Annotated in this window: 25 protein-coding genes; 7 read left to right on the top strand and 18 right to left on the bottom strand. The window is 71.1% G+C overall.

Going from position 1 to position 24,697, the window contains the following annotated elements; all coding sequences use genetic code 11:
• Window positions 1-4 precede the first annotated feature (4 nt).
• Window positions 5-157 (bottom strand): hypothetical protein, encoded by a 153-nt coding sequence (locus tag DEJ27_RS17710; protein WP_181430102.1) that lies wholly within the window; start codon window positions 155-157, stop codon window positions 5-7.
• Between the two features lie 101 nt (window positions 158-258).
• Window positions 259-588 carry a hypothetical protein gene (locus DEJ27_RS06220; RefSeq protein WP_110859198.1) on the bottom strand — a complete coding sequence of 110 codons (330 nt, stop codon included), beginning with the start codon at window positions 586-588 and terminating at the stop codon, window positions 259-261.
• Window positions 589-734: 146 nt separating this feature from the next.
• Here DEJ27_RS06220 and DEJ27_RS06215 point away from each other — a divergent pair, with 146 nt between their 5' ends.
• Complete coding sequence (locus DEJ27_RS06215) at window positions 735-1,316, top strand: hypothetical protein (RefSeq protein WP_146244654.1); 582 nt, start codon at window positions 735-737, stop codon at window positions 1,314-1,316.
• Window positions 1,317-1,333: 17 nt separating this feature from the next.
• Here the strand turns inward: DEJ27_RS06215 and DEJ27_RS06210 are convergent, their stop codons facing one another.
• Genes DEJ27_RS06210 through DEJ27_RS06180 form a run of 7 tightly spaced genes read right to left on the bottom strand, consistent with a single transcriptional unit; the run spans window position 1,334 to window position 9,888 of the window.
• On the bottom strand, window positions 1,334-2,995 hold the full coding sequence (locus tag DEJ27_RS06210; protein ID WP_110859196.1) for an ABC transporter ATP-binding protein: 1,662 nt from the start codon (window positions 2,993-2,995) through the stop codon (window positions 1,334-1,336).
• Entirely contained in the window at window positions 2,992-3,558 is a 567-nt protein-coding gene (locus tag DEJ27_RS06205) for a GbsR/MarR family transcriptional regulator (protein ID WP_110859195.1), read from the bottom strand. The genes DEJ27_RS06210 and DEJ27_RS06205 overlap by 4 nt, the downstream gene beginning before the upstream one ends.
• A complete protein-coding gene (locus DEJ27_RS06200; protein WP_258369810.1) occupies window positions 3,555-4,964 on the bottom strand; it encodes a serine hydrolase in 1,410 nt (469 codons plus the stop codon). Before DEJ27_RS06200 ends, DEJ27_RS06205 begins: the two co-directional genes overlap by 4 nt.
• Window positions 4,965-5,005: 41 nt before the next feature.
• Window positions 5,006-5,896: an ABC transporter permease gene (locus DEJ27_RS06195; protein WP_111090522.1), complete on the bottom strand. Its 891-nt coding sequence runs from the start codon at window positions 5,894-5,896 to the stop codon at window positions 5,006-5,008.
• Window positions 5,893-6,834, bottom strand: coding sequence for an ABC transporter permease (locus DEJ27_RS06190; protein ID WP_110859193.1), 942 nt, complete (start codon window positions 6,832-6,834; stop codon window positions 5,893-5,895). The genes DEJ27_RS06195 and DEJ27_RS06190 overlap by 4 nt, the downstream gene beginning before the upstream one ends.
• On the bottom strand, window positions 6,834-8,294 hold the full coding sequence (locus DEJ27_RS06185; protein ID WP_258370300.1) for a M14 family zinc carboxypeptidase: 1,461 nt from the start codon (window positions 8,292-8,294) through the stop codon (window positions 6,834-6,836). The genes DEJ27_RS06190 and DEJ27_RS06185 overlap by 1 nt, the downstream gene beginning before the upstream one ends.
• A 7-nt stretch (window positions 8,295-8,301) precedes the next feature.
• Complete coding sequence (locus tag DEJ27_RS06180; protein WP_258370299.1) at window positions 8,302-9,888, bottom strand: ABC transporter substrate-binding protein; 1,587 nt, start codon at window positions 9,886-9,888, stop codon at window positions 8,302-8,304.
• A gap of 179 nt (window positions 9,889-10,067) precedes the next feature.
• On the opposite strand from DEJ27_RS06180, the gene DEJ27_RS06175 reads away from it, so the two are divergent.
• Both DEJ27_RS06175 and DEJ27_RS06170 read left to right on the top strand, forming a co-directional pair.
• The gene (locus tag DEJ27_RS06175; protein WP_110859190.1) at window positions 10,068-10,733 is read left to right on the top strand and encodes an FMN-binding negative transcriptional regulator; all 666 of its coding nucleotides are present in this window, start codon (window positions 10,068-10,070) and stop codon (window positions 10,731-10,733) included.
• On the top strand, window positions 10,730-12,199 hold the full coding sequence (locus DEJ27_RS06170) for an amidohydrolase (protein WP_111090521.1): 1,470 nt from the start codon (window positions 10,730-10,732) through the stop codon (window positions 12,197-12,199). Before DEJ27_RS06175 ends, DEJ27_RS06170 begins: the two co-directional genes overlap by 4 nt.
• A gap of 28 nt (window positions 12,200-12,227) precedes the next feature.
• On the opposite strand, the gene DEJ27_RS06165 is transcribed toward DEJ27_RS06170, so the two are convergent.
• From DEJ27_RS06165 to DEJ27_RS06155, 3 genes are all read right to left on the bottom strand, one after another.
• Window positions 12,228-13,157 carry an Fpg/Nei family DNA glycosylase gene (locus DEJ27_RS06165; protein WP_110859188.1) on the bottom strand — a complete coding sequence of 310 codons (930 nt, stop codon included), beginning with the start codon at window positions 13,155-13,157 and terminating at the stop codon, window positions 12,228-12,230.
• A gap of 36 nt (window positions 13,158-13,193) precedes the next feature.
• Entirely contained in the window at window positions 13,194-13,682 is a 489-nt protein-coding gene (locus tag DEJ27_RS06160) for a ribose-5-phosphate isomerase (protein WP_027464669.1), read from the bottom strand.
• A gap of 70 nt (window positions 13,683-13,752) precedes the next feature.
• Window positions 13,753-14,394, bottom strand: coding sequence for a helix-turn-helix domain-containing protein (locus DEJ27_RS06155; protein ID WP_110859187.1), 642 nt, complete (start codon window positions 14,392-14,394; stop codon window positions 13,753-13,755).
• On the opposite strand from DEJ27_RS06155, the gene DEJ27_RS06150 reads away from it, so the two are divergent.
• A complete protein-coding gene (locus DEJ27_RS06150) occupies window positions 14,393-14,911 on the top strand; it encodes a GNAT family N-acetyltransferase (RefSeq protein WP_110859186.1) in 519 nt (172 codons plus the stop codon). The genes DEJ27_RS06155 and DEJ27_RS06150 overlap by 2 nt on opposite strands.
• Before the next feature lie 10 nt (window positions 14,912-14,921).
• Here DEJ27_RS06150 and DEJ27_RS06145 read toward each other — a convergent pair whose 3' ends face one another.
• The 5 genes from DEJ27_RS06145 to DEJ27_RS06125 all read right to left on the bottom strand — a co-directional run bounded on the left by DEJ27_RS06145 (window position 14,922) and on the right by DEJ27_RS06125 (window position 19,297).
• Window positions 14,922-15,917 (bottom strand): hypothetical protein, encoded by a 996-nt coding sequence (locus DEJ27_RS06145; protein WP_111090520.1) that lies wholly within the window; start codon window positions 15,915-15,917, stop codon window positions 14,922-14,924.
• A gap of 46 nt (window positions 15,918-15,963) precedes the next feature.
• Window positions 15,964-16,422, bottom strand: coding sequence for a hypothetical protein (locus DEJ27_RS06140; protein ID WP_111090519.1), 459 nt, complete (start codon window positions 16,420-16,422; stop codon window positions 15,964-15,966).
• Window positions 16,423-16,624: 202 nt separating this feature from the next.
• Complete coding sequence (locus tag DEJ27_RS06135; RefSeq protein ID WP_146238492.1) at window positions 16,625-17,083, bottom strand: hypothetical protein; 459 nt, start codon at window positions 17,081-17,083, stop codon at window positions 16,625-16,627.
• A 5-nt stretch (window positions 17,084-17,088) separates the two neighbouring features.
• Entirely contained in the window at window positions 17,089-18,003 is a 915-nt protein-coding gene (locus tag DEJ27_RS06130; RefSeq protein WP_111090518.1) for a hypothetical protein, read from the bottom strand.
• A gap of 640 nt (window positions 18,004-18,643) precedes the next feature.
• Window positions 18,644-19,297 carry a DsbA family protein gene (locus DEJ27_RS06125; protein ID WP_258378416.1) on the bottom strand — a complete coding sequence of 218 codons (654 nt, stop codon included), beginning with the start codon at window positions 19,295-19,297 and terminating at the stop codon, window positions 18,644-18,646.
• 120 nt (window positions 19,298-19,417) lie between these two features.
• Between DEJ27_RS06125 and pepN the strand changes: the two genes are divergently transcribed.
• From pepN to DEJ27_RS06110, 3 genes are all read left to right on the top strand, one after another.
• A complete protein-coding gene (gene pepN / locus DEJ27_RS06120) occupies window positions 19,418-21,997 on the top strand; it encodes an aminopeptidase N (RefSeq protein ID WP_111090517.1) in 2,580 nt (859 codons plus the stop codon).
• Window positions 21,998-22,072: 75 nt separating this feature from the next.
• Window positions 22,073-23,137 (top strand): mechanosensitive ion channel family protein, encoded by a 1,065-nt coding sequence (locus DEJ27_RS06115; protein ID WP_111090516.1) that lies wholly within the window; start codon window positions 22,073-22,075, stop codon window positions 23,135-23,137.
• Between the two features lie 56 nt (window positions 23,138-23,193).
• Window positions 23,194-23,646, top strand: coding sequence for a globin (locus DEJ27_RS06110; RefSeq protein WP_258369829.1), 453 nt, complete (start codon window positions 23,194-23,196; stop codon window positions 23,644-23,646).
• 141 nt (window positions 23,647-23,787) lie between these two features.
• Here the strand turns inward: DEJ27_RS06110 and DEJ27_RS06105 are convergent, their stop codons facing one another.
• Entirely contained in the window at window positions 23,788-24,630 is an 843-nt protein-coding gene (locus DEJ27_RS06105; RefSeq protein WP_111090515.1) for an NAD-dependent epimerase/dehydratase family protein, read from the bottom strand.
• Window positions 24,631-24,697 lie beyond the last annotated feature (67 nt).

The following is a 24,697-nucleotide window of genomic DNA, read 5'->3' as shown; positions in this document are numbered from 1 at the left end:
CCGTCTACTCGTCGCGCAGGAAGTCTGCGTACGTGGGTTCCGACTGCTCGCCCGACAGGAGGGACGGATCGTTGATCCGACGCTCGATGTAGGCGCTGATGACCTCGGGCGGGGTGAGCACGTGGGCGACCCAGGACGGCACCGCTGCGTTCTTCATGGTGCCTCCTTCTGGAACAGGGGTCCGGACCGGATGCCTCGATCAGTGAGTTACTTGCTGAACCCGTGTTCGCTAAACCATCCTCGGGGTGCGGGCGGAAGTCAACGCAGTGCGCTCTGCGGACTCCGGTTCGCGCTGTCCCGGTCGGCACGGAGCGTGCGGTGCTTCACCGCGGAGCGCCACACCCACGCCTCGGCCTGCTGCCCGAACTGCGCCCACTCCACCAGCACGGCGTCGCGGGTCCAGCTCTTCGCGAAGGCCTTCACCCGGACGTGGAAGGTCGGGAACTGGACCCACGCCCAGACCGGCTTCGGGGTGACGGCGTGGCAGACGTCACCGCCGCGGGCGTCCTCGGACAGGGAGTACGCGCGCGGACGCTCGACCTCCGGGTGTTCCGGGGGCTGCCACCGGTTCTCACGACGCCGTCCCACGACGGTATTCGAACGTGTGTTCGAACGACAGTCAAGTCGACCGCGTCGTCTGGACGAGCACCCGGGGCCGGACGGGCGTGTCGTCGGGGCGCCGAACGGTGGGGAGCGTGTTCCCCTGGCGGGGTGCCGGGGCATAGGGTGCGGGCATGCAGAGCAGCACGGGGGTACGGGTGGTGTCGGCGGCCGCGGTGGTGGCGGCGCTGGTGTTCGGGGCGGCCGGACTGGTCGGGACGGTCTGGTTGGCGCCCTGGGACCTGCCCCGCGGGCTGCTCCTCGGCGCCACGGTCGTCGCCGGCATCGCCGCCGTCGTCGTGCTCGTCGCCGCGGTGCGTGCTCGGGACCGCCGGGCGCTCACGTTCGCGGTGTCCGTGCTCGCGTTCGCGCTCGTGTCGCTGGTTCCCGGCCTGTTGATCGACGTGTTCCTCGTCGTCGCGCAGGCGGCGCTCGTGGCCTTCGGCGTCGTCACCGTCCGGAGTGCACCGGGTGTGCAGCGGGCCTTTGGCTGGATCGTCACGGTGGCGGCTGCGGCGTGGTTCGTCACCGCACTGCTGTCGGAGACCGTGCTCCTCACGGCGCTCCCGCAGGAGTCGCTCGGCGTGGCCTTCGCGGTCCCGGGGCTGCTGCAGGCCGTCGCGTACCTGGCTGCCGCGGTGCTCGTCGCGGTGCCGCTGCTGCGCCCGGTGGGCCGCGGCGTCGGCGTGCTGTGGGCCTCGGCCGAGGTGCGCTGACCCGGACTCTCTCCCCCTCAGCCCGCGCGGGCGGCCAGGCGCTCGGAGCGTCGGCGTGCCTGCTCCCCGGGGTCCGGCACGGGGGCGGCCTGGATGAGCCGTCGTGTGTACGGGTCCTGGGGCGAGCGCAGGATGGCGTCGCGCGTCCCGTGTTCGGCGACCCGGCCGCCGTGCAGCACGACGACCCGGTCGCACAGGGTGTCGACCACGGCCAGGTCGTGCGTGACGAACAGGCACGCGAACCCGAGGCGCTCCTGCAGCTCGCGGAACACGTCGAGCACGCGAGCCTGCACTGACACGTCGAGCGCGCTCGTCGGCTCGTCGGCGATCAGGAGCGCGGGGTCGAGGGCCACCGCGCGGGCGATCGCGACGCGTTGCCGTTGGCCACCGGAGAGTTCGTGCGGGTAGCGCTCGGCGTACCCACCGTCGAGACCGACGTCGGCGAGGAGTCGCTCGACACGCTCCTCGACCTGCACCGCCGGCAGCCGGAGGATCTGGCGGAGCGGCTCGGCGACGGTCTGCCCGACGGTGTACCGGGGGTTGAGCGACCGGAGCGGGTTCTGGAACACCACGCCGACGTGCTGGCGCATCTGCCGGCGGGCGGCTCGTCGTGCGCCGGCGACGTCGGCGCCGTCGACGACCACCGAACCCGAGGTGATCGGCGCGAGGCCGACCGCGGCCCGGCCGATGGTGGTCTTGCCGCTGCCGGACTCCCCCACCAGGCCGACGATCTCGCCACGGCCGACGGTGAACGACACGTCGTCGACGGCGCGGAAGCGCCCCCGCAGGGCGCCGCCGTACTCGACCACGAGGTGCCGGACGTCCAGGACGGCGGCCGGGGGCTCCGTGGCGGGGTCGAGCCGGGCCTCCTGTCCGGACCCGGTGCCCATCCGCGGGACCGCAGCGAGGAGTTCCCGCGTGGAGTCGGCGGACGGTGCGGCGAAGACCGCGTCGGCGGTGCCGGTCTCGACGACGCGTCCGCGGCGCATCACGACCACGCGGTCGGCGAGGTCCGCGACGACGCCCATGTCGTGGGTGATGAGCAGGATCGCGGTGCCGGTGCGCTCGCGCAGCGCGCGGAGGACATCGAGGACCTCGGCCTGCACGGTGACGTCGAGGGCTGTCGTCGGCTCGTCCGCGATGAGCAGGTCCGGGTCGGCGGCGAGCGCCATCGCGATCATCACGCGCTGGGCCTGCCCGCCGGAGAGCTCGTGCGGGTACTGGCCCAGGCGGCGTTCGGGTTCGGGGACCTCCACGGCGCGGAGCAGCTCGAGCGAGCGTTCCCGGACGGCGGCGCGGTCGTGCGGCCCGTCGGTGCGTCGGACGGCCTCGGCGAGCTGGAACCCGATGGTGAACACCGGGTTCAGGGCCGCGGACGGGTCCTGGAAGATCATCGACACGCTGCGGCCCCGGACCGACCGGAGGGTGCGCTCGTCGGTGCCGATGACCTCGAGGTCGCCGAGCCGGATGCTCCCCGAGGCGTGCGCACCGTCGGGGGCGATGCCCATCGCGGTCATCGCGGTCATGCTCTTGCCGGAGCCGGACTCCCCCACGACCGCGACGACCTCGCCCCGGGTGACGGTGAACGAGGCGTCGTCGACGGCGCGGACGACCTCGCCGTCGACGTCGAAGGTGACGGTGAGGTGCTCGACGATCAGGACGTCGGTGGTGCCGCTCATGGGGTCTCCGGGGGGTCGGTGTCGTCGCGGGCGGCCTTGAAGGCCTCCCACTCCTCGAGCATCTTGCGGTGGTAGCCCTGCAGCCACTGCATGTAGTCGCGGCCGTTGAGCAGGCGCTCGCGGACCTCGGCGTCCACGTCGCCCGTGCCGGTACGGCCGGCACCCTCGACGACGGCGAGCCCGCGGCCGATGATGTCGCGCTGCCGGTCGAGGTACTTCCGTTCGCTGGCGAGCCAGGAGCCCCAGACGTCGGCCTCGGCGCGGAAGTAGTGGCTGCGCTCGCCGGGGACGATGTGGCGCTTCACGAACCCGGAGTCGACGAGCCGCCGGGTGGCCATCGACACCGACCCCGAGCTGGCGCCGAGCGCTGCCTGCAGGTCGGACGACGACGAGTGCGGTGCGCGGGTCATCATCAGGTAGCCGAGCACCCGGGCGTCGGTGAGGGGCATGCCCGCGCCGTCGTTGAGCATCAGGGCGAACTCCTCGACGAACGCCTGGCGCTCCGGTCCGAGCAGCCGGTCGTCGTCGGGGGCCCCGTCGCCGGTGCCCCTGTCGTCGGTCACGAGGCGAGCCCGGCGGCCGCCTCGGGTCGCTCCTCCGGGATCGACCACGGCTCCTGCGACATGCCGCCGCCGCCGCGGATCGCCCGGACGGTGCCGTCGTCGTCGCGCGTGTAGGTGATGTCCTCGTCGACCGAGCCGAAGCGGTTGCCGTGGGTCATCCGCAGGGTGTCGGCGTCGACGACCTCGAGCCGGGTGGGGGTGTCCATCGGTTCGGCGCCGGACGGGTCGACCTCGACGAGCCGGTCACCGATCCGGGCGACGTCGGTGACGCCCCACGGGTTGGCGAAGCGCCCGGTGAAGGCGGAGGTGTCCACGTCGTCGGGCACCGGGGTCCCCGGGGCGTCGGCGTCGGCTGCCGCGTCGAGCATGGCGATGACCGCGGTGGCGATGAGCGTGGCGGGTCCGGCGGCGGCACTCGTCAGCACGGACACGACGAGCCCGGACGCCGGGTCGAACATCGACTGGGTGATGTGCCCCGGGAACCCGCCCGAGTGGCCGCGGATCTCCCGTCCGCCGATCCGGTCGACGATGAAGCCGGCGCCGTAGCCCCGGGCGGCGGGGTCGTCGGTGGCGCTCCAGGCCTTCCGCTGCGCGAGGCGCTTGGAGTGGTCGTCGAGCAGGGTGCCCTGCCCGATCACGTGCTGCGAGAAGTAACGGACCAGGTCGGACGCGGTGCCGTGGAACCCGGTGGCGGCGGCCATCGCGCGGGTGTCGACGTGGTCGATGCGCTGCCGGTGCCGCGCGGTGTGGAAGCCGGTGTACCCGACCACGAAGTCGTCGGCGCGTGCGGGGTCCCAGTCGGGGCCGGTGTTCCGCAAGCCCAGGGGTTCGATGATCGACTCCCGCACGAAGTCGTTGTACGACCGCCCGGACACCGCGGCGATGACCAGGCCGAGCAGGGAGTAGCCGAGGTTCGAGTAGTTGAACGACGAGCCGGTCGGGACCTTCTGGCCCCGGTCGAGGACGAGCGCCAGGAGTTCCTGCTCGTCGGGGAACGGCCGGAGCAGGGACCAGTAGTCGCCGTCGTGCCCGTCGCGGATGACGCCGGCACCCATCTCCATGAGCTCGCGCAGGGTGGCGTCGGCGAGCGGGGAGCCGCCGTCGACCAGTGCCGGGACGTACGTGCCGACGGTGTCGTCGAGCCGGAGCGACCCGCGCTCGGCGAGCTGGAGCAGGGCCGTCGCGGTAAAGGTCTTCGAGTGCGAAGCGATGCGGAACAGGTCGGTGGTGGTCAGCCGACGCCCGGCCTCGACGTCGGCGTAGCCCCAGGCCTCGTCGAACAGGACCTCGCCGCCGTACCCGACGGCGACCTGCACGCCGGGCACCCGCAGCTGCCACACCTTGTACGACACCCACTCCCGGATGTAGGGCAGGGTCTTCCGGTACGCGGAGAGGGTGTCGGTCACGGTGGTCCTTTCGAGAACGGTTCTGCAGCGAGTCTGGCGCGTCAGCGCCGACGTGGGTCGAGTGCGGCGCGCAGCGTGTCGCCGAGCGCGATGACGGCGAGCACGGTCACGGCGAGGAACGCCGCCGGGGCGATGAGCATGTGCGGGGCCCGGAGGAACTGCGACGTCGCCGCGGACAGCTGCAGCCCCCACGAGATCGTCGGACGTTCCAGCCCGATGCCGAGGTAGGTCAGCGACGACTCGGACACGACGACCCCGCCGACGGTGATGGTGGCGAGCACGAGCAGCGGCGAGATCGACGACGGCAGCACGTACCGGGTGGTGATCCGCCACGTCGACAACCCCATCGTCCGGGCGGCGAGCACGAACTCGGCGCCCCGGACGCTGCGGACGCTCGACCGCACGAGCCGGGCCATCGTCGGCCACCCGAACAGGGCGAGCACGAGCGACACCGTGAGCACCGACCGCTCCCCCACGCTGTTCAGCACGACGACGGCGCCCAGCAGGAACGGGAAGCCGAGGAACACGTCGGTGAGCCGGGCGAGTACGGCGTCGACCCACCCGCCGACCATGCCCGCGACGGTCCCGACGACGACCGCGACCATGCCGGCGAGCAGGGTCGTGAGCACCGCGACGGCGATCGACGACCGGGTGCCCCAGACGACGTTCGCGTACACGTCGCAGCCCTGCAGGTCGAAGCCGAACGGGTGCCCGGCGGTCGGTGACGCCCCGCTCCGGCCGAGGTCGCACACCCGGGGGTCGCCGTGGCCGAACAGCCCGGCGAACAGCTGCGGGAACGCCGCGATGAGCAGGACCACCACGAGCACCGACCCGGGCACCCAGAACCCCGGCGTCCGTGCGGCGGCGAGCAGTGGCCGGCGCCGGACTCCGACGACGGGCTCGACGGTGGCGCCGAGGGCTTCGGTGGTCATCGGGAGGCTCCTGTCCGGACGCGCGGGTCGAGGGCGGCGTGCAGCAGGTCGACGAGCACGCTCGTGACGAGGAACACCAGGATGAGGGCGGTCGAGATGCCGACGACGACGGCGCCCTCGTGCGAACGGATGCCCTGGAACAGCAGGTTGCCGACACCCGGCAGGTTGAAGATGCCCTCGATGATGACGGTGCCGCCCATCAGGTACCCGAGGTCGGTCGCCAGGTAGGTGGCGGTGGGGATGAGCGAGTTCCGCAGCACGTGCACGCCGACGATCCGGCCCGGCGCGAGCCCCTTGGCACGGGCCGTCCGCACGTAGTCGGCGTCGAGCGTCTCGATCATCGACGTCCGGGTGAGTCGGGACACCGCGGCCAGGCCGAACAGGGCGATCACGAACGCCGGCAGGACGTACGCGGTCGGCCACCCGGCGGTGACGCCCGCGACGGGGAACCAGTGCAGCCGCACCGAGAACACCAGCTGCAGGGCCACGCCGAGCACGAACACGGGCACGGCGCCGACGACGATGGTGCCGACGAGCACCGTCTTGTCGAGCACGGTGCCGCGCTTGAGCGCCGAGACCACGCCGAGCCCGATGCCGAGGACGATCTCGAGCGCCCATGCGCTCAGCGCCAGCGTGATCGTCACGGGCCACCGCGAGGCCATCTGCTCGCCGACGGACTGCCCGTTGAAGTCGGTGCCGAAGTCACCCCGGAACAGGCCGCCCAGGTACTGCACGTACTGCAGCCACAGCGGCTGGTCCAGGTGGTACTCCGCCCGCAGCGCCCGCACGACCGAGTCGGTGAGGGGGCGCTCACCGCCGAGCGCCTTGATCGGGTCGCCGGGCAGCGCGAACGTCATCGCGTAGATCAGGAAGGTCACCCCGAGGAACACGATGACCAGGCCGCCGAGTCGGCGACCGACGGCGAGCGTCGGACGCATCACGCGCCTCTCCCCACCGGCACGGCCGGCCCGCCGCTGGCGCGTCGGTCCGGAACCGGCGGCGTGGGCCCAGGCTCTCCCGGGGTGACCAGTGACGGTCGGGAGGCGCGGGTCGGGTTCGCCACGTGCGCCGCGCAGGCGAGGATCGCCCCGTACTGCACGCCCACGAGCTTCCCCACCGGGATCGGCTGCGCACCCGTCGACGCGTCCGCCTGCCAGTGCGCGTACCGCTCGGCCAGGCGGTCGCGGAGCCGCCGGAGCGGCGCGGACGCCGTGCCGGCGGTCGTCTCCGCCTCGACGGCCCGCAGGAGCATGCCGCCGTAACGCAGGCGGAAGCAGCGGACGAGGTCCTCGCAGCCGAAGCGCTCCGCGACGGTGGCCGTCCGGTCGGCCGGTTCCCGCTCGGCCCGGCGGCGGTCGGTGTCCGCGATCCCGACGAGCATCGGGACGAACGCCCGGGAGGCCTCGACGAACGGGGACGGGATCGAGAGCATCGGAGACGCCTCGTCGAGGAACGCCTGCAGTTCCGCACCCGAGGCACCGAGCTCGTCCGCGCACCGGCGCAGCAGGTCGGCGTACGACTCGTCGGTCGGGGTCTGGTCGTCGGCGTCGGGGTGGCTCCAGTACGGCAGCTCGGCCACCACGCAGAGGGCGCCGTGGCGCATCGCCCACGCCGCGCTCGACCCGCCGTGGATGTGCTCGCCGGGATCCACGCCGAGCTCCTCGAGGTAGTCGTACGCCGTCTCGATGCCGTCCATCGCGAACACCGCCGGGCCGATCTCCCGCAGGTACGGGGACTCCGGCTCCCCGGTGTCGAGCGGCAGCCCGAGTGCGGCCGGCACCGCGTGCAGGGTGTCGACGACGTCGGGCAGGTCCTCGGACAGGTAGTAGTAGACGCCGCCCATCTCGCCGTTGTGCAGGCTCACGAGCAGGTCCGGCTCGGTGTCGTCGATGAGCCGCATGAACGCGAGCGTCTCGGGCAGCACCTGGTCGAAGTACACCGACTTGTAGCTGTTCGGGAACGTCCACTCGACCTGGCTGTCCGGGGCGGGCCGGTAGAAGTGCCGCGAGTAGAAGACCCGGTCGTGCGGGTCGTGGAACCACGCCTCGTTGAGCCGCATGCCGTCCGGGTCGATCGTCGGGACGATGTGCCAGGTGACGTCGAGCCCGGCCACTCGCTCGTCGCCGAGGGCCGTCTCGGCGAGGTGCAGCGCCGTCCACGAACCGATCGGCTCGTTCGGGTGCACCCCGCCGACCACGACGGCCGCGTGCGACCCGGTGCCGATGCGGTAGCTGTGCAGGGGTTCGCCGAGGCGGCTCGTGCCGATCCGGGTGACCGTGACCCGGTCCGGGTGTGCCGCGGCGAGCTCGGCGAACCGTGCGTGCAGGTCGTCGACGAGCGGGAAGCCGTCGCGGTCGGGGACGTCGCGGACCAGGTCGAGGACGGTGTGCTGCTCCATGCCCGCCCTACTTCACGGCGATCTGCGCGATGACGGGGCTGCCCGCCACCGCCGGCAGCTTCGCGATCTTGTCGCTCGTGACGTACGAGTACTTGTCGAAGAAGGTCGGGACGATCGGGAAGTCCTCGAGGACCGCCTCCTGCGCCTTCGTGTAGTACCCGTTCGCCTCGTCCTGGGACCCGGCGGAGTCGGCCTTCGCGAGCAGCGAGTCGACGTCGTCGGACTGGTAGTAGCCGGTGCACGGGGAGCAGCCGCCGGCCGTGGTGAACAGCGCGCGGAGCGTGTTCTGCTGGCTGATGTACAGCGCGCCCCAGTGGCCGAAGTGCGGGCCGGCGACGGTCTTGTCGGTGAGCTCCGAGTAGTAGGACGCCCAGTCGGTGGTGGCCTTCGCCTCGGCGTCGACGCCCAGGTTCTGCCGGATCTGGTTGGCGTACGCCTCGTACAGGGAGTCGAGGCCGGTGCCGCCCGGGTAGACGAGTGTCATGGTGCCGTCGAACCCGCCGGCGCTGGCGAGGAGCTTCTTCGCCGCTGCCGGGTCGAACTCGCAGGCGTCGCCGCAGATGCCCTCTTCGGTGCCGGACATCGACGGTGGGGTCAGCGCGGTGGCCGGGTCGTACAGGCCGCCGTAGATCGCGTCGTTGACCTCGTCACGGTCGATCGACATCGAGATCGCCCGGCGCACGTCGGGGTCGGAGTACCGGTCGTCCCACAGCGGGAACCCGAGGTAGTCGATGCCGGGGGCGTCGAAGGAGTGCAGGCGGTCACCGAAGTCGGCCTTCGCGCTCGTCATCTTGTCGGTCGGCAGGAACAGCACGTCGGCGTTGCCGGCCAGGACGTCCGTGTAGGCGGTGTTCATGTCGGAGTAGCTGCGGAAGGTCACCTCGTCGGTGGCGGGCTTCGTCCCCTCGTAGTCCGCCCAGGCCGTGACGGTGAACTCCTGGTCCGCCTTCCACGCCTTCCTCATCTCGTACGGGCCGTTGCCGATCGGCTTCTCGTCGTACGCCTCCAGGTCGTCGTAGGCGGCCTCGGGCATGGGGTAGAACGCCGTCTGGGCCTGGCTGAGCTGCAGGGGGAACTGGCTGTCCGCGTGGGTGAGCGTGACCGTGAAGGTGTCCTTGCCGGTGACCTCGAGCCCCGACATCTCCTTGGTCTTCGGGGTGCCCTTCGCCGGGTTGAGGTCGGTGTACCCGACGATCCCGGCGAGCTGACCGCTGTTCTCCCACGCGTTCGGGCCGTAGGCGACGTGGTTCCAGGCCTTCACGTAGCTCTCGGGTGTGACGGCCTCGCCGTTCTGGAACGTCCATCCGTCCCGCAGCGTGATCGTCCAGGTGGTGGCGTCATCGCTCTCGACGCTCTTCGCCGCGACGCACTGCAGGTCGCCGTCGGCGTCGGTCTGGGTCAGCGGCGCGAAGACGCTCATCACCTGGTCGAAGGCCACGGTCTGCCGGCCCGGGGTCAGGTGGTCGGGCTCGCCGGTCGCGTAGACCAGGCTCGAGGGAGCGTCGTCGTCGGCCGCGCCACCCGCCGAACAGCCGGTCGCCAGCAGTGCCAAGGTTGCCGCCGCGGCCAGCGCGGCGATCGTCCTGCGTCGCATGATCTCTCCTCGATCGGGTGCGGCCGGATCCCTGCCCGGTCGTCGTGGTGGGAAAGCTAGGACGGTTCGAATCCCGACCACAAGACTTCTTTCAATGCGCTCTGAGAGTTTTACCGCGCAGAAACACTGACGAAACGACACCCGTCGCGCGACCGGGCCCGTTGTGCCACGCTCGGAGCATGCGCCACACACCGCACTTCCTGATGACCGACGTCGACGAGGTCCGACGCCTCATCACCGGGAACCCGTGGGCGACGATCGTGTCGCACACCGCGGCCGGGCTGGTCGCCTCGCACTACCCGGTGCTGCTCGAGACCCCCGGTCCCGACGACGACCCGGACGCCCTCGTCCTGGTGTCCCACGTCGGCCGACCCGACGAGGTCGCCCACGAACTCGGACAGCACGAGGTCCTCGTCGTGTTCCAGGGCCCGCACGGCTACGTCTCCCCCGCCTGGTACCCGCCGGAGCAGTTCGTGCCGACCTGGAACCACGTCACCGCCCACGTCTGGGGCACCCCCGAGATCCTGTCCGACGACGAGAACTTCCGGGTGCTCGGCGAGCTCGTCGACCACTTCGAGCGGGTCATGCCGTCGCCCGTGTCGTTGCAGATCGACGAGGAGACGGCCCGCCGGATGGCGAAGGGCACCGTCGGCATCCGGATCCGCGTCACCCGGTTCGACGCCCGCGCCAAGCTGTCCCAGAACAAGGCCCCCGAGGTGATCGACCGCATCGTCGCCGGCCTTCGGGGCGACGGCCCCTACGCGTCGCCGGCGCTCGCCGACGAGGTCGAGCGGGTCCGGCCGGTCCCGTCCCCGGCGAACAGCCTGGAGGGACGGCGGGGATGAGCGAGATCCTGCTGCGCACCGTCCGCAGGGTGGGCACCTCCGGGGCCCCTGCCGACGTCCGCGTCGTCGACGGGCGGGTCACCGAGATCGCGCCGGCGGGCACGCTCGACCCCACGAGCGTCGACACCGACGTGGTCGTGGCTGCCGGCGCCTGGCTCGGCCCGGGGCTCCGCGACCACCACACGCACTTCGACCAGTGGGCGCTCGTCCGCCGCCGTGTCGACGTCACCGGCTGCGACTCCGCCGAGGCGACCGCCGACCTGCTCGCCGCCGTCGCGCGGGCGGGCGTGGCGGACCGCGTCCTGGTCGGACACGGCTTCCGCGACGGGATGTGGCCGCGCCGTGCACGACGCGAGCTACTCGACCGTGCCGCACCGGGCCTCCCGGTCGTCGTGATCAGCGCGGACCTGCACGCGGTGTGGTGCAACGCGCTGGCGCTCGCGCACTTCTCGGCTGCTGTCGGCCGACCGCTCGACACGGGCGAGGACGGGGTCCTGCGCGAGCAGGACGCGTTCGACGTGACCGGAGCACTGTCGCAGGTGCCTGACGACCTGCTCGACGCCTACGCGGCAGATGCTGCCGAGGCCGCGGCGGTCCGCGGGGTGACGGGCGTGGTCGACCTCGAGATGCGCTTCGGGCTCGACCGCTGGCGCCGCCGGATCCACGCCGGGACCGACGCGATCCGGGTCGCGTCCGGTGTGTACGCGGACGAGCTCGACGACGTGATCGCCCGGGGCCTGCGCACCGGCGACGTGGTCGACGGCACGCGGGGGCTGCTCACGATGGGGCCCTTCAAGGTGATCACCGACGGGTCGCTGGGCACCCGCACCGCCGCGATGACGGACGGCTCCGGCGTGCTCGCGTGGGCCTTCGAGGACCTCGTCGCGATCACCCGCCGGGCCGTCGACGCCGGACTCGTCCCCGCGATCCACGCGATCGGCGACCGTGCGAACACCCTGGCGCTCGACGTCTTCGAAGCCGTCGGGGCCCGCGGCACGATCGAGCACGCGCAGTTGCTCGTCGACACCGACGTCGACCGGTTCGCCCGGCTCGGGGTCGCCGCGTCGGTGCAGCCCGAGCACGCCATGGACGACCGGGACATCGCTGACCGGCACTGGGCGGGGCACACCGACCGGGCCTTCGCCTTCGCGTCGCTCGCCCGGGCCGGAGCGCGCCTGCTGCTCGGGTCGGACGCTCCGGTGGCGCCGCTCGACCCGTGGGTGTCGATGGCTGCGGCCGTCGGGCGGGACCGCGACGGGCGAGCGCCGTGGCACCCGGCCGAACGACTCTCGGCACTCGTCGCGTGGCAGGGGTCCACCGACGGGCGGGTCGGGGTGTCCGTCGGCGACGTGGCTGACCTGGTGCTCGTCGAGTCCGATCCGCTGGCGGCACCGTCCGCCGCGCTGCGCAGCATGCGGGTGCTCGGGACGGCGGTCGCCGGACGGTTCACCCACCGGGAGGTGTGAGCGGGCGGGCGTACTTGTTCCCCGTGCGCTACTTCTGGTCCTTCGGGCACCAGTAGAGCTTCCGGCCGGCCATGTCGGCCATCCGGATCTCGGTGCCGCACACCCGGCACGGCTCGCCCTGTCGGTGGTAGACCCAGTGCCGGTCCTTGCGTGAACGCAGGGCCTTCTTGTGGTCGGCTTCGGACAGGTCGTCCATCGTCATCATCAGGCCGTCGCGGACGCCGTCGTGCAGCAGCTTCGACCAGTCGGCCCAGAGCGCCTTGGCCTGCTTGACCGTGATCTTCTTGCCGGGCTTGTACGGGTCGATGCGCTGCCGGAACAGCAGCTCGGCGCGGTAGATGTTGCCGATGCCGGCCACGACGGACTGGTCCATGAGCAGCTGCCCGATCGCGACGTTCCGACGGCGGACGTTGTCGACGAAGGTCTTCTCGGCATCGGGCCCGTCGTCGTTCATCGGGTCGGGGCCGAGCTTGTCGAGCGCGCGCTGCACCTCGGCCGGGGTCTCCACCACGCAGGCGGTCGGGCCGCGCAGGTCGGCGACGGTGTCCTCGGTGAGGATCCGCACCCGGACCTGGCCGACCGGGTCCGGCGGGAAGGACTCGATCGGGTCCTCCGCCTGCTCCTGCTCGGCCATCCGGTAGCGGGCGAGCCGCGGTGCGCCGATCGAGCTGAGCGACTCTTCGCGGTCGTCGTCGTCGGACAGCGCCTCGGCGGTGGAGATCACGCCCGCGAAGTCCCACGCGCCGTACAGCCCTAGGTGGACGCGGAGGAACAGGTCGCCCTCGAACTCCAGGAACATCTGCTTCGCCACCGCACGCGCGGCGATCATGCGCTTGCCGTCGAGCTGCGCGGCCCCGGCGGCGAAGCGACCCTGGGGGCTCGACACCTCGCAGCGCTTGCCGACGAAGTGCCGGGTGAACTGGTTGGCGATGCGGTGGACGGAGTGACCCTCGGGCATGACTACCGTTCTACCCGGTACCCCTGACGGGCCGGACTACGCGTCGATCTGGCGGCCGGCGATCAGCCCGGTGGTCTCGTACTCGGCGAGCTGGGCGATGCGACGGGCGTGGCGCTCCTCGCCGGAGAACGGCTCGGCGATGAACAGGTCGACGAACCGGATCGCCTCGTCCTCGGTGTGCTGGCGCGCGCCGATGGAGATGACGTTGGCGTCGTTGTGCTGACGGGCGAGCAGGGCGGTCGACTCGTTCCACACGAGCGCGGCGCGGATGCCCTCGACCTTGTTGGCGGCGATCTGCTCACCGTTGCCGGAACCACCGAAGACGACACCGAGGGCCTGGACACCGGCACGCTGGTCCTGCACCACGGCGTGCGCGGCGTTGATGCAGAAGGAGGGGTAGTCGTCGAGCGCGTCGTACTCGGTCGGACCGTGGTCCACCACCTCGTGCCCGGCTTCGGTCAGGTGGGTTGCGAGGGTCTTGTTGAACTCGAGGCCGGCGTGGTCCGTTCCGAGGTGGATGCGCATGGAACCGATCATATTCCTGCGGCTCCGGGGCCCGGACCACCACTGCTTTCGGCGCGCGGACCACCACTGCCTACGGCGCGCGGACCACCACGACGAGGTACCGGGTGGGGTCCTCGCCGGGGTTGCGGTAGACGACGTCGGCGGGTTCGCCGAGCTCGATCCGGTCCCCCGCGGCCAGGCGCGTCGGCTCGCCGCCGACGACCACCTCGAGCACGCCGTCGACGACCCAGATGCAGTGCCGCAGGAACGCGTAGGCGGACGCCGGGTAGGCCACTTCGCGGCCGGCCGGGAGGCGCACCTCGGTGACGTCGGCGGGGAACGTCGCGCTCGAGACCGGACGGCGACGGTACCCGGTGTCGGGATCGGTCCAGGAATCGGCGGTCGCGCCGCGCTGGACCCCGCGCGCCTCATCGGGGTCCGTCACCCTGGGCACCTCGTGCTCCAGGGCATCGTCGAGGAGCTGCGAGATGGTCAGGCCGAAGGCACCGGACAGGCGACCGAGGATCGTCGCGGTGGGGCTGGAGACCCCGCGTTCGACGCGGTTGATCATCGCGCGGGAGACGCCGGACTCCTCGGCGAGCTCGGTGAGGCTCCACTTCCGCTCCGTGCGGAGGCGCTGGAGGCGTTCACCGAGCGCCCGCTGCTCGGCGACCGAGGCGTCGTCGGCGTCGGTTGCGGGATCAGCGTGCGAGTCGTCTACGATGTGAGACATGACGACAGCATATGCGACGAACGGGGTCGTGATCCGCGACTGCACACCGGCCGACCTCGACGTCGTGCACGCCCTGCACGTCGATGCCGTGCTGCACTCCACCGCCATCTGGCAGGACACACCGCACCCGCGCTCGTACTTCGACGGGTGGCTCGCCGAGCGGCACGGCGGCGGGTACCCGGTGATCGTGGCCGAGGTCGACGGGGTCGTAACCGGCTACGCGGCGTACGCGCAGTGGCGGCAGCCGGACGGGTACCGGCAGACCGTCGAGCACAGCGTCTACGTGGTCGAGGCGTTCCGCGGCCGGGGCATCGCGACGACCCTGATGGCCGAGTTGGTCGCGCGCGCCACCGCCGAGGGCCGGCACGTCATGATGGCCGGGATCTGCAGCACCAACACGGGGTCGATCGCCCTGCACGAACGCCTGGGGTTCACCACGGTCGCGGTCGTGCCCGAGGTCGGGCGGAAGTTCGGCCGGTGGCTCGACCTGACGATGATGCGGCTGCCGCTCGTCTGACCGTCGCCGGTCAGTCCGTGCCCGGCATCGGGACGTCCAGGGGCGGTGGCGACCTTCGGAACGGCGGCGCGATGTCACCGTGCGCAATCGGACGGTGGTCGGCGAACCAGGAGTACGCGACCGCTTCGTCGGCCTCGGCCGGACTCTCGTCGAGGCAGTCGTTGCACCGTGTGTGCCACCCGTCCGCGTCGTGCCACCGGTGCGGGTACCCCTTCGCGACCCAGTTCGGCGACCACTTCACGTCGAAGGCGTAGACGATCTCCGCGGCGATGCCCCAGGCGATGCTCTTGAGTGCATCGTCGCCGATGCCCGTGTCCCACGAGAGTGGGCCGTTCCGGAGCTCCTCGAACACGTTGCCGGCGAGCAGTTCGTGGTGCTTGTCGTCCCACGCGTCGCCCTGCGAACGGACGACCACCGCCGGCTTGCTCGCGGGGACGCTCGAGCGTGCCTCGCTCGGTTCGGCGGTCCCGTCCGCCTCGGCGCCGTGCGTCCGTGCGAACCGCTCGCCGTCCGTCGTGTTCATCAGCCACACGGAGTTCGCCAGGTCACCGTCGGACTCGCCGGCGACGGGCGCGCTGGCGTAGCGACCCCGGACGGTCGCGATCTGCTCGTCAGCAGTCCGCTCGGGTTCGACGAACGCGAGTTCGGATCCTGCTCGGACGAACATCCCGCTCGCCAGGAGCCCCCGCCGGATGCCGAACTCGACGCACCGCAACGCCATCGCGCGGGCTCGGGTGCCGTCGGGTTCGTGGTCGGTCCGCGCCATACGGTGCAGGGCGCGGAGGTCGGTCGCGCACCCGTTCCGGTTGAACTCAGTGAGGTCGAGCAGCAGCTGCTCTTCGGGCGTCCGCGGCGCTGGCTCCGGGCTCGGCGCGAGGCCGAGGTCGTGCCGGACACTGCGCCGCTGCACCCGGGGGTCCTCGGCGTCAGCGGGCGGGATGGCGTCGATGTAGGCCTCGTGCCCGGGGAGGGGTTCACGCATCGCGGCGACGGAGCCGTCCGGCATGGAGCGGACTTCCTCTGCAGGGAAGGGGACGTACTCGAGGCCGGCGTCAGACGACGATCTCGTCTCCGTGTTCTTCGATGACGTTGCCGTCCTCGTCCCAGATGCCGTCATCCCGTGCGAAAGGGTCCAGGCCGGCGGCGATCCGTCGGGCACGCTCGGCTTCGAACAGGGCATTTCCCTTCGGCGTGTCCATGATGTAGCAATCCCAGAACGGGACCTCGACGTCGCCCGGCTCGAGTGTGTAGACAGCAGCGACTCGTTCGACGATCTCGTCAGGCGGGCCCTGCCACTCGTCCCAGCCGGCACGTCCGGGCCCGTCCCGCGCGGACGTGCCGACGGACACGAGCCCCTCGGCGAGGAGATGGCGAAGGTTGTCGAGTACCGAATCGCGCGTCTCCTCGCGGGGACGATGTCGTTCGATCTCGAACGTCGCTGCCCAGCCCCAGAGGTTCTCGCCCGTTCCGTTGTAGGTCGTCGCGAGGACGTAGTAGGTCAGTTCGTTCATTCGAATCCCTCTGGTCATGCGTCATCGGGCAGATCGTGGGCGTCGGCTCCCTTGGGCATGTGCAGCTTGACCGGCTTCGCACCGTTGCTCTGCACTTCGACGACCGGAGCACCGGATTTGCTGCCTCGTCGGTACTGGACGCCAGTTCCGTCCGGAAGCACCACAGCGATGCGTTCAGGAGGGGACGCACTCAAGGCCGGCGTCAGACGACGATCTCGTCTCCGTGTTCTTCGATGACGTTGCCGTCCTCGTCCCAGACCGCACGAAGTCGCGGGACCGGGTCCTCATCGGCGAGCTCTCGCCTCGATCGCTCTCGTCCGTAGAGCTGCGCGCCTGCCTCCGTCCGCATCAGGTAGCACGGCCAGTACTGCACCTCGTCAGCAGCAAGGTCGACCGTGTAGATCGACGCGACTCTGTCGACGACGGCCTCGACGCTCCCTGTCCAGGTCTCCCAACCGGCACGCCCAGTGCCGTTCTCCTCGAAGTTGCCGACGCACACCAGATCACGCTCGAGCAAACGACCGAGCACGCCGAGGAGCCATTCACGAGTCTCCCCCAACGGCCGACGGCGTCGCTTCTCGATGTTGCCGGTCCAGGCCCAGAGGTTCTCGCCGGTCCCGTCCTGAACAGACGCCAGACAGTAGTAGGTGAACTCGTTCATCGACATCATCCTTCCGGCATCGCGTCGTCGGGCAGGTCATGCGGCGCCGACCCCTCGGGAAGATGCACCTTCACGTTCTCCCATTCCGACGTCTTCGAGTTGTGTACTTCGACCACTGGCCCTCCCGAGCCGCTGTCGCGTCGGTACTGGACGCGTGTTCCGTCAGGGAGGACGACTTGGATGCGATCGCGTGTCGATCCCGGAGCGAGTGTGCCGCCTCGGCTGAGCTCACGCCATGCCTTGACGACCTCCTCGGGAGTGTCGACCTCGCGGTGCGGCTCGGTCTTCCCCGGGCGTCCGATGGAGCGGACCCGCTCGTTGGCCTCGTTGCCGGTCATCGGCCCGACGACGTCGGTCATGATCCCGGCGCCGCCCGCGACCTCACGGGGCTCGCCGGTGAGCGGGTCGTGCGTCCACGCCCACGCGTCCCGGTCAGCCTGGGCCATCCGTTGCCGCATGGCATCGGCCGGGGTCTGCTGCTTCGTGTCCCCGCTGAGGCCGAACAGGATGCCCAGCACGCCGAGCGCCGACAGGCCACCGACCGCGCTGCCGGTGCCTGCAGCGGTCCCGCCGGCAGCACCGAGCCACGGCCACGGGAACTGGAAGGGCGCGGACGGGAAGCCGGGCAGCGGCATCGGTGCCACGAGACTCGCGGTGTGCACGTCCGTGTCGTCCTCGGCGAGACCCGCGGTCGAGTCACCGCCGCTGACGGCGCGGATCTGCGAGGCGAGTCGCTGCTGCCAGTCACGCCACTGTTCGTTCCACGCCGAGACTGCCGCCCGGAGCGCCGCGTCCTCGGCTGCGAGGCTGGGGATCCGGTCCCACGACGTGCTCGTGTCGGGCGGCTCGGGCAGCGCTGCGTCGTGACGCTCGACGGCGGCGGGGACCCCGCCGGTGAACGACGAGATCTGCTCGACCAACGCGACGCGGCGTGTCCGGAGTTCGGCGAAGTCGAACGACGCCCGATCGACGAGCGCGTGAAGGTGTCGACGCTCTCTGCGAGTTCGGTCGCGACGGCGGTGGACCGGTGCGTCATGACGGGCATCGCGGCGCTCACACCGGGCATCTCGAACACAGTCGGCATGGTGGACCAGGAGTGCTCGCCGTCCGATGCCGCGGTCCGCACGTCGTCGGATGCGGCACGGAGCGTCGCGGCTGCGTCCACCACGGCGCTCATGTCGAGACGGATCTCGTCGAGCGACGCGACCGAGACCATGCCGCTCATCGCTCTGCCGCGTGGTCGGCGGTGCGCGCCATCTGCTCGTCCGCCTCGTCGACGGCGGCGAGTGCGATCGCACCGACCGCGCTGACCGCCTGGAGGTGGGTCCCGATCCGCATCGCGGTCCCCGTGCGCGCCGACGCGAACGATCGAAGCGCCGCCGCGATCACCGGCGTTCCGCTCGCCGCTCCGGCGAGTCCGTCGAGCGCTCGCTCGAACTCCTCCGCGTGTCGACTGACGCCGGACGCGGTGGATCCCCATCCCCCTGATACTTCACCGACGGAACCCACCACAGTGCCGTCTGGAGGCGCGTGGCGGCGCCGCCACGTGCCTCCAGTCCGTCAGTCGGTGGTGTCGAAGACCGGACCGACCGTGCGCGAGCGCTTGAGCTCGAAGAAGCCGGGGTACTTCGCGACGGCGACGACGCCGTCCCACAGGTCGAGCGCTTCCTGGCCCTTGGGCGCCGGGGAGATGACCGGTCCGAAGAACGCGGTGCCCTCGACCGCGATCACCGGCGTGCCGACGTCCTGGCCGACGCGGTCGATGCCGTCCTGGTGGCTGACGCGCACGGCGGCGTCGACCTCGTCCGTCCAGGCGTACTCGAGCAGGTCGGCGTCGAGGCCGAGCTCGGCGAGCACGGCGGGGACGACCTGCTCCGGGTCGGACTCCTGGCGGTGGTGGATGTGCTCGCCGAGGGCGTCGTACAGCGGCTTGACGACGTCCTGTCCGAGCCGGAGCCTCGCCGCCGTGACGATGCGCGGGTAGACCTGGCCGGCGTGCAGGCGCTCCTTGTAGGTGTCCGGGACGTCCTGGTCCTCGTTGAGGACGAACAGGCTCATCACGTTCCAGGTCACGTCGAGGTCGCGGTGCTCGGCGACCTCACCCACCCAGCGGCTCGTCATCCAGGCCCAGGGGCAGTTCGGGTCGAACCAGAACTCCACGGCGGTGCGCTCGGTGGTGGCGTCGGTCGGGTTGTCCACAGTCGTCTCGGTCACGGTGCGAGCGTACGCGGCGTCGCTAGGCTGGAACCCATCGTCCCGCCGGCGCACGACGCCGTCCGGGGCCCCGTACGCGGACACCGATCGTCCGCGTCCCCAGCGAAGATGGAGCGTTGCGTGCCCGGAGAGAACCTCACCCGAATCGAAGCCCAGGAGCGTGCGGCCGTCGTCGCCGTGCAGACGTACGACGTCGAGCTCGACCTGACCCGCGGCGCCGAGGCCTTCGGCAGCACCACGCGGGTGCGCTTCACCGCCACCGCCGGCGCATCGACCTTCATCGACGCCATCACGAAGACCGTGCACTCGATCACGCTGAACGGCTCGGCGCTCGACGTCGCCGCAGTGAACGACGGCGTGCGCATCCAGCTCGACGACCTGCAGGAGCAGAACGAGCTCGTGGTCGTCAGCGACGCGCTGTACACGAACACCGGTGAAGGCCTGCACCGCTTCGTCGACCCGGTGGACGACGAGGTGTACCTGTACTCCCAGTTCGAGGTCCCCGACTCCCGACGGATGTTCGCGGTGTTCGAGCAGCCCGACCTGAAGGCCGAGTTCTCCTTCACCGTGACGGCGCCGTCGCGGTGGCAGGTCGTCTCGAACTCCCCCACGCCGGAGCCGCACGTCGACGGCGACGTCGCGACCTGGTCCTTCCCGCCCACCGCGCGCATCTCGAGCTACATCACCGCGCTCGTCGCCGGCCCGTACGAGGTCGTGCGCGACGAGCTGACCAGCCGCGACGGCCGGACGATCCCGCTCGGCGTGTTCGCGCGCAAGTCGCTCGCCTCGTACCTCGACCCCGAGTACGTGTTCGACATCACGAGGAAGGGCTTCGCGTACTTCGAGGAGAAGTTCGACGTCGCCTACCCCTTCGAGAAGTACGACCAGCTCTTCGTGCCGGAGTTCAACGCCGGCGCGATGGAGAACGCCGGGGCCGTCACCTTCACCGAGACCTACGTGTTCCGGTCGAAGGTCACCGACGCCATCAAGGAGCGCCGGGTCGTCACGATCCTGCACGAGCTCGCCCACATGTGGTTCGGCGACCTCGTCACCATGAAGTGGTGGAACGACCTGTGGCTCAACGAGTCGTTCGCCGAGTGGGCCTCGACGATCGCCACGGCCGAGGCCACCGAGTGGACCGAGGCCTGGACCACGTTCCAGGCGATGGAGAAGTCCTGGGCCTACCGCCAGGACCAGCTCCCCTCGACGCACCCGATCGTCGCGACGATCAACGACCTCGAAGACGTCCAGGTCAACTTCGACGGCATCACCTACGCGAAGGGCGGCTCGGTCCTCAAGCAGCTCGTCGCCTGGGTCGGCATCGACGCGTTCTTCGCGGGCGTCTCCGCCTACTTCAAGAAGCACCACCACTCGAACACCGAGCTCCGCGACCTGCTCGTCGAGCTCGAGGCGACGAGCGGCCGTGAGCTGACCGAGTGGTCGAAGCTCTGGCTCGAGACCGCGGGCGTCAACACGCTCCGCCCGGAGATCGAGACCGACGAGTCCGGCGTCATCACGTCGTTCACCGTCCTGCAGGAAGCCCCCGCCGACTACCCGACGCTGCGCCCGCACCGTCTGGCGATCGGTGTGTACGCGTTCCGGAACGACGAGTCCGCACCGTTCGGCGCCGACACGGCATCCGCTGGCGGCAAGCTCGAGCGGGTCCACCGCGTCGAGATCGACGTCGACGGTGCCCGCACCGAGGTGCCCGAGCTCGTCGGTGTCCAGCGCGGCGACCTCGTGCTGCTGAACGACGACGACCTGGCCTACGCCAAGATCCGTCTCGACGAGCACTCCCGGCGCACCGCGATCGAGCACCTGGCCTCGATCGCGACCCCGCTCGCCCGCTCGATCCTCTGGGGTTCGGTGTGGGACGCCACGCGCGACGCCGAGTCCCCGGCGAGCGACTACGTCCGCCTGGTGCTCGGCAACATCGCGACCGAGACCGAGTCGACGACCATCCGCACGACGCTCTCGCAGCTGCTGCTCACCGCACGCAACTACGTGGCACCGGGCTCGGTCGAGGCCACGGTCCGCACCGTCGGCGACACGCTCTGGCAGCTCGCGTCCTCGGCCGAGGCCGGTTCGGACGCGCAGTTCCAGTTCGTGAAGTTCTTCGCGCAGATCCCGTCCACGCCCGAGCACGTCGCGACCCTGCAGGGTCTCCGCGACGGATCGGTCACGCTGCAGGGCCTCGAGATCGACACCGACCTGCGCTGGGAGCTGCTCGAGGGCCTCGTGCTCGCGGGTGCTGCGGACAACGCCGAGATCGACGCCGAGCTCGCCGCCGACAAGACCGCATCGGGCGAGCAGGCCGCGGCCCGCGCCCGGGCGACGATCCCGACGGCCGAGGGCAAGCTCGCGGCGTTCTCGTCGCTGGTCGACTCGTCCGAGCTGCCGAACGCCATCGTGCGCCAGACCACGGTCGGGTTCCAGCATGTGAACAGCCCGGTGCTGCTCGAGGGGCTCGTGCCGAAGTACTTCGAGGTGCTCACGCGCATCTGGGCCGAGCGCAGCTACCACATGGCGGACACCATCGTCTCGGGCCTCTACCCGGCGCCGCTCGCGTCGGCCGAGCTCCGTGACGCCGCAGCCGCATGGCTCGAGGAGCACCCGGAGACGCCGGCGCTGCGCCGCATCGTGTCCGAGAGCCTCGCGGGCACCGAGCGCGCGCTCCGGGTCCAGGCCGCCGACGCCTGACCCCTGCTCTGATCCGGCGGGGTCTTGGTGTTCCTCCAGGGATGCCGAGGCCCCGCCGCTTAGCATCGACCGGATATGAACTTGGCTGCAACGACCGAAGACACGTCCAAACTGCTCTCGAACGCGTTCACGGACTTCGTCGACACCTGGCAGGCGCCGATCACGATCGTCATCACGATCATCGCCGCGATCATCCTCCGACTGATCCTGCGCCGGATGATCAAGCAGGTCGTCGACCGGATCGTGAACGGCGTCAAGAAGCGCCAAGGAGCCGCTGACACCCAGGCCCTCATCGCGTCGCCCGTGCAGACGGCTCGGGTCGTCCAGCGCACCCGGACGCTCGGCAGCGTCCTCGAGAACCTCGCCACCGTGGTCGTGGTCGCGATCGCACTCGTCATCATCGCCACTGCCGTGTGGAAGGGCGCCGCGGTCGGCATCGTCGGCGGTGCGTCCCTCGTCGCCGCCGGCCTCGCCGTCGGCGCCCAGTCGATCGTCAAGGACCTGCTGTCCGGCGTCTTCATGATCCTCGAGGACCAGGCCGGCGTCGGTGACGTCGTCGACACCGGTCAGGCCACGGGCGTCGTCGAGAACGTCGGGCTGCGCGTCATGCAGATCCGCGACGTGAACGGGATCCTGTGGTTCGTGCCGAACGGCCAGATCCTGCGCGTCGGCAACCTGTCGCAGGGCTGGTCGCGCGTGCTCGTCGACATCACCGTGCCCTACGACACCGACATCGACGCCGTGCAGGACGCCCTGCTCAAGGCTGCCGTCACGATGTCGCAGGAGTCCCGCTGGCGGCAGCGGGTCGTCGAGAAGCCCGAGATCTGGGGCCTGCAGTCCATCACCGACGCCGGCATGGTCTTCCGCCTGGTCGTGAAGACCCGCGCGTCCGAGCTCGACGTCGTCGGCCGGGAGCTCCGCACCCGACTGAAGCACGCCGTCGACGAACTCAGCATCACCCTGCCCGCGATGGCGATGATCATGCCCGAGGGCTGGGAGAACGCCACCTCGATCAACGGCCTGCGCACCGTCCGGACCCAGCCGACGCCGGCACCCACCAAGCCCCGGCGGACCAAGCGCAACATCCTCGGGCAGCCGATCCGCACGGACGACCCCGACAGCGGGAAGGACCCCCGATGATCGACCCCACACCCCCGAGCGGCACGGGCGGGCCCGGAGCACGCGGCTCGCTCGGCATGCCCGGCTCGTCCAGCGCCGTCGGCGTCCCGGCCCAGCCGATCACTCTGCGCGTCGGGGAGCACGGCGCCTCGGCCACGGGGTCGCTGTACGAGCGGATCGGCGGCGCCCCCACCTTCGACCGGCTCGTCCGTCGCTTCTACGAGGGCGTGCAGCAGGACGAGGTCATCTGGCCGATGTACCCGGCCGACGACCTCGAGGGTGCGATCTGGCGCCTCTCCGCCTTCCTGCAGCAGTACTGGGGCGGCCCGGGCACCTACAGCGAGCAGCGCGGGCACCCCCGCCTGCGGATGCGGCACAACCCGTTCCGCATCACGTCCGAGGCCCGGGAACGCTGGCTCCACCACATGCACGAAGCGGTCGAGTCGCTCGAGCTCGCGCCCCTGGACGAAGCCGAGCTCTGGGGCTACCTCGACCGCGCTGCCCACGCGATGACGAACACCTTCGACTGACGCGCGCCGGGCGCGACACCGGCGCGGTGGACGCCGCCCGTGGCGGACGGGAGGCCCGTGGCGGCGTCGCCACGGGCCTCCCGTCCGCCGGTCCCCGCGTTCTCGTGCCCGCGGGACGGCGGCGTCTTCGGACAGCGCGTCTCAGCGCACGTACGAGCCGGAGGCGAGGTCCTCGACCAGGGACGGCCGTGACGGACGCCAGCCGAAGGTCGACCGGGCGTGTGCGCCGGACGCCTCCTGGTGCAGCAGCAGGGCGTCGGCGTACTCCCGCCCGAGTCGTTCGCGGCTCGCGTCGACGCTCTCGGGGACGACCGGTGCGCCGTGGGACCCGGCCTCGGCTACCTCTCGGACGGTCGGATTGTCCCCGGTCGCGGCGACGATGTACCCGTCGGGCTCGCCGCGGTGCAGCGCGAGGACGTAGAGCTCGCCGAGGTCGTCGACGTGCACCGTCGTCCACCGCTGGGAGCCGTCGCCCACCAGCCGCACCGGCTGCTCGCCGTCGCTGACGAACATCGCCGGGATGCCGGCGCCGCGCCCGTACACGATGCCGGGCGCGACGATGGTGCTCCGCACGTCGCTCTCCCGCAGCAGGGCCTCGTTCGGCCCGCGCCAGGCGGTCAACGCCGGCGGGTCGATCGGCGACTGCTCGGAGATGTCCGTCGAGTCGCCGAAGGTGAAGATCCCACCGGTGTGCACGAACGGCTTCGGCGTGCCGCCCAGGGCACCGATCGCGGTGCGGATGAAGCCCGGGTCGACGCCCGGCGCCGATGCCGTGTGGACCACACCGTCGCTCTCGTGCAGCAGCCGTTCGACGACGTCGGTGTCGGTGACGTCGCCCACCAGGGCACGGCCACCGGCGTCACGGACGTGCTGGGCCTTCTCGTCGGACCGGACGAGCGCTGTGACCTCGTCGCCGCGGGCCACGAGGGAGCGGAGGACGGAGGAGCCGATGTAGCCGGACGCACCGGTGAGGAAGACGTGCATGCGGCCAGCCAACCACGGTGGCCCGGCGGCGTCGCGGTCGTCGTCGCCGTCGTCGTCGTCGTCGTCG

Source organism: Curtobacterium sp. MCPF17_018 (assembly GCF_003234135.1).
GTDB lineage: Bacteria > Actinomycetota > Actinomycetes > Actinomycetales > Microbacteriaceae > Curtobacterium > Curtobacterium flaccumfaciens.
This window is presented reverse-complemented; position numbering and strand designations above follow the sequence as displayed.

Coding starts and splice junctions, on each gene's coding strand:
- DEJ27_RS06150 (WP_110859186.1), top strand. CDS start 14,393: ATGACGACAGCATATGCGACGAACGGGGTCGTGATCCGCGACTGCACA.
- DEJ27_RS06160 (WP_027464669.1), bottom strand. CDS start 13,682: ATGCGCATCCACCTCGGAACGGACCACGCCGGCCTCGAGTTCAACAAG.
- DEJ27_RS06115 (WP_111090516.1), top strand. CDS start 22,073: ATGAACTTGGCTGCAACGACCGAAGACACGTCCAAACTGCTCTCGAAC.
- DEJ27_RS06105 (WP_111090515.1), bottom strand. CDS start 24,630: ATGCACGTCTTCCTCACCGGTGCGTCCGGCTACATCGGCTCCTCCGTC.
- DEJ27_RS06210 (WP_110859196.1), bottom strand. CDS start 2,995: ATGAGCGGCACCACCGACGTCCTGATCGTCGAGCACCTCACCGTCACC.
- DEJ27_RS06155 (WP_110859187.1), bottom strand. CDS start 14,394: ATGTCTCACATCGTAGACGACTCGCACGCTGATCCCGCAACCGACGCC.
- DEJ27_RS06180 (WP_258370299.1), bottom strand. CDS start 9,888: ATGCGACGCAGGACGATCGCCGCGCTGGCCGCGGCGGCAACCTTGGCA.
- DEJ27_RS06185 (WP_258370300.1), bottom strand. CDS start 8,294: ATGGAGCAGCACACCGTCCTCGACCTGGTCCGCGACGTCCCCGACCGC.
- DEJ27_RS06215 (WP_146244654.1), top strand. CDS start 735: ATGCAGAGCAGCACGGGGGTACGGGTGGTGTCGGCGGCCGCGGTGGTG.
- DEJ27_RS06135 (WP_146238492.1), bottom strand. CDS start 17,083: ATGAACGAGTTCACCTACTACTGTCTGGCGTCTGTTCAGGACGGGACC.
- DEJ27_RS06195 (WP_111090522.1), bottom strand. CDS start 5,896: ATGACCACCGAAGCCCTCGGCGCCACCGTCGAGCCCGTCGTCGGAGTC.
- DEJ27_RS06175 (WP_110859190.1), top strand. CDS start 10,068: ATGCGCCACACACCGCACTTCCTGATGACCGACGTCGACGAGGTCCGA.
- DEJ27_RS06165 (WP_110859188.1), bottom strand. CDS start 13,157: ATGCCCGAGGGTCACTCCGTCCACCGCATCGCCAACCAGTTCACCCGG.
- DEJ27_RS06170 (WP_111090521.1), top strand. CDS start 10,730: ATGAGCGAGATCCTGCTGCGCACCGTCCGCAGGGTGGGCACCTCCGGG.
- DEJ27_RS06110 (WP_258369829.1), top strand. CDS start 23,194: ATGCCCGGCTCGTCCAGCGCCGTCGGCGTCCCGGCCCAGCCGATCACT.
- DEJ27_RS06190 (WP_110859193.1), bottom strand. CDS start 6,834: ATGCGTCCGACGCTCGCCGTCGGTCGCCGACTCGGCGGCCTGGTCATC.
- DEJ27_RS06140 (WP_111090519.1), bottom strand. CDS start 16,422: ATGAACGAACTGACCTACTACGTCCTCGCGACGACCTACAACGGAACG.
- DEJ27_RS06145 (WP_111090520.1), bottom strand. CDS start 15,917: ATGCCGGACGGCTCCGTCGCCGCGATGCGTGAACCCCTCCCCGGGCAC.
- DEJ27_RS17710 (WP_181430102.1), bottom strand. CDS start 157: ATGAAGAACGCAGCGGTGCCGTCCTGGGTCGCCCACGTGCTCACCCCG.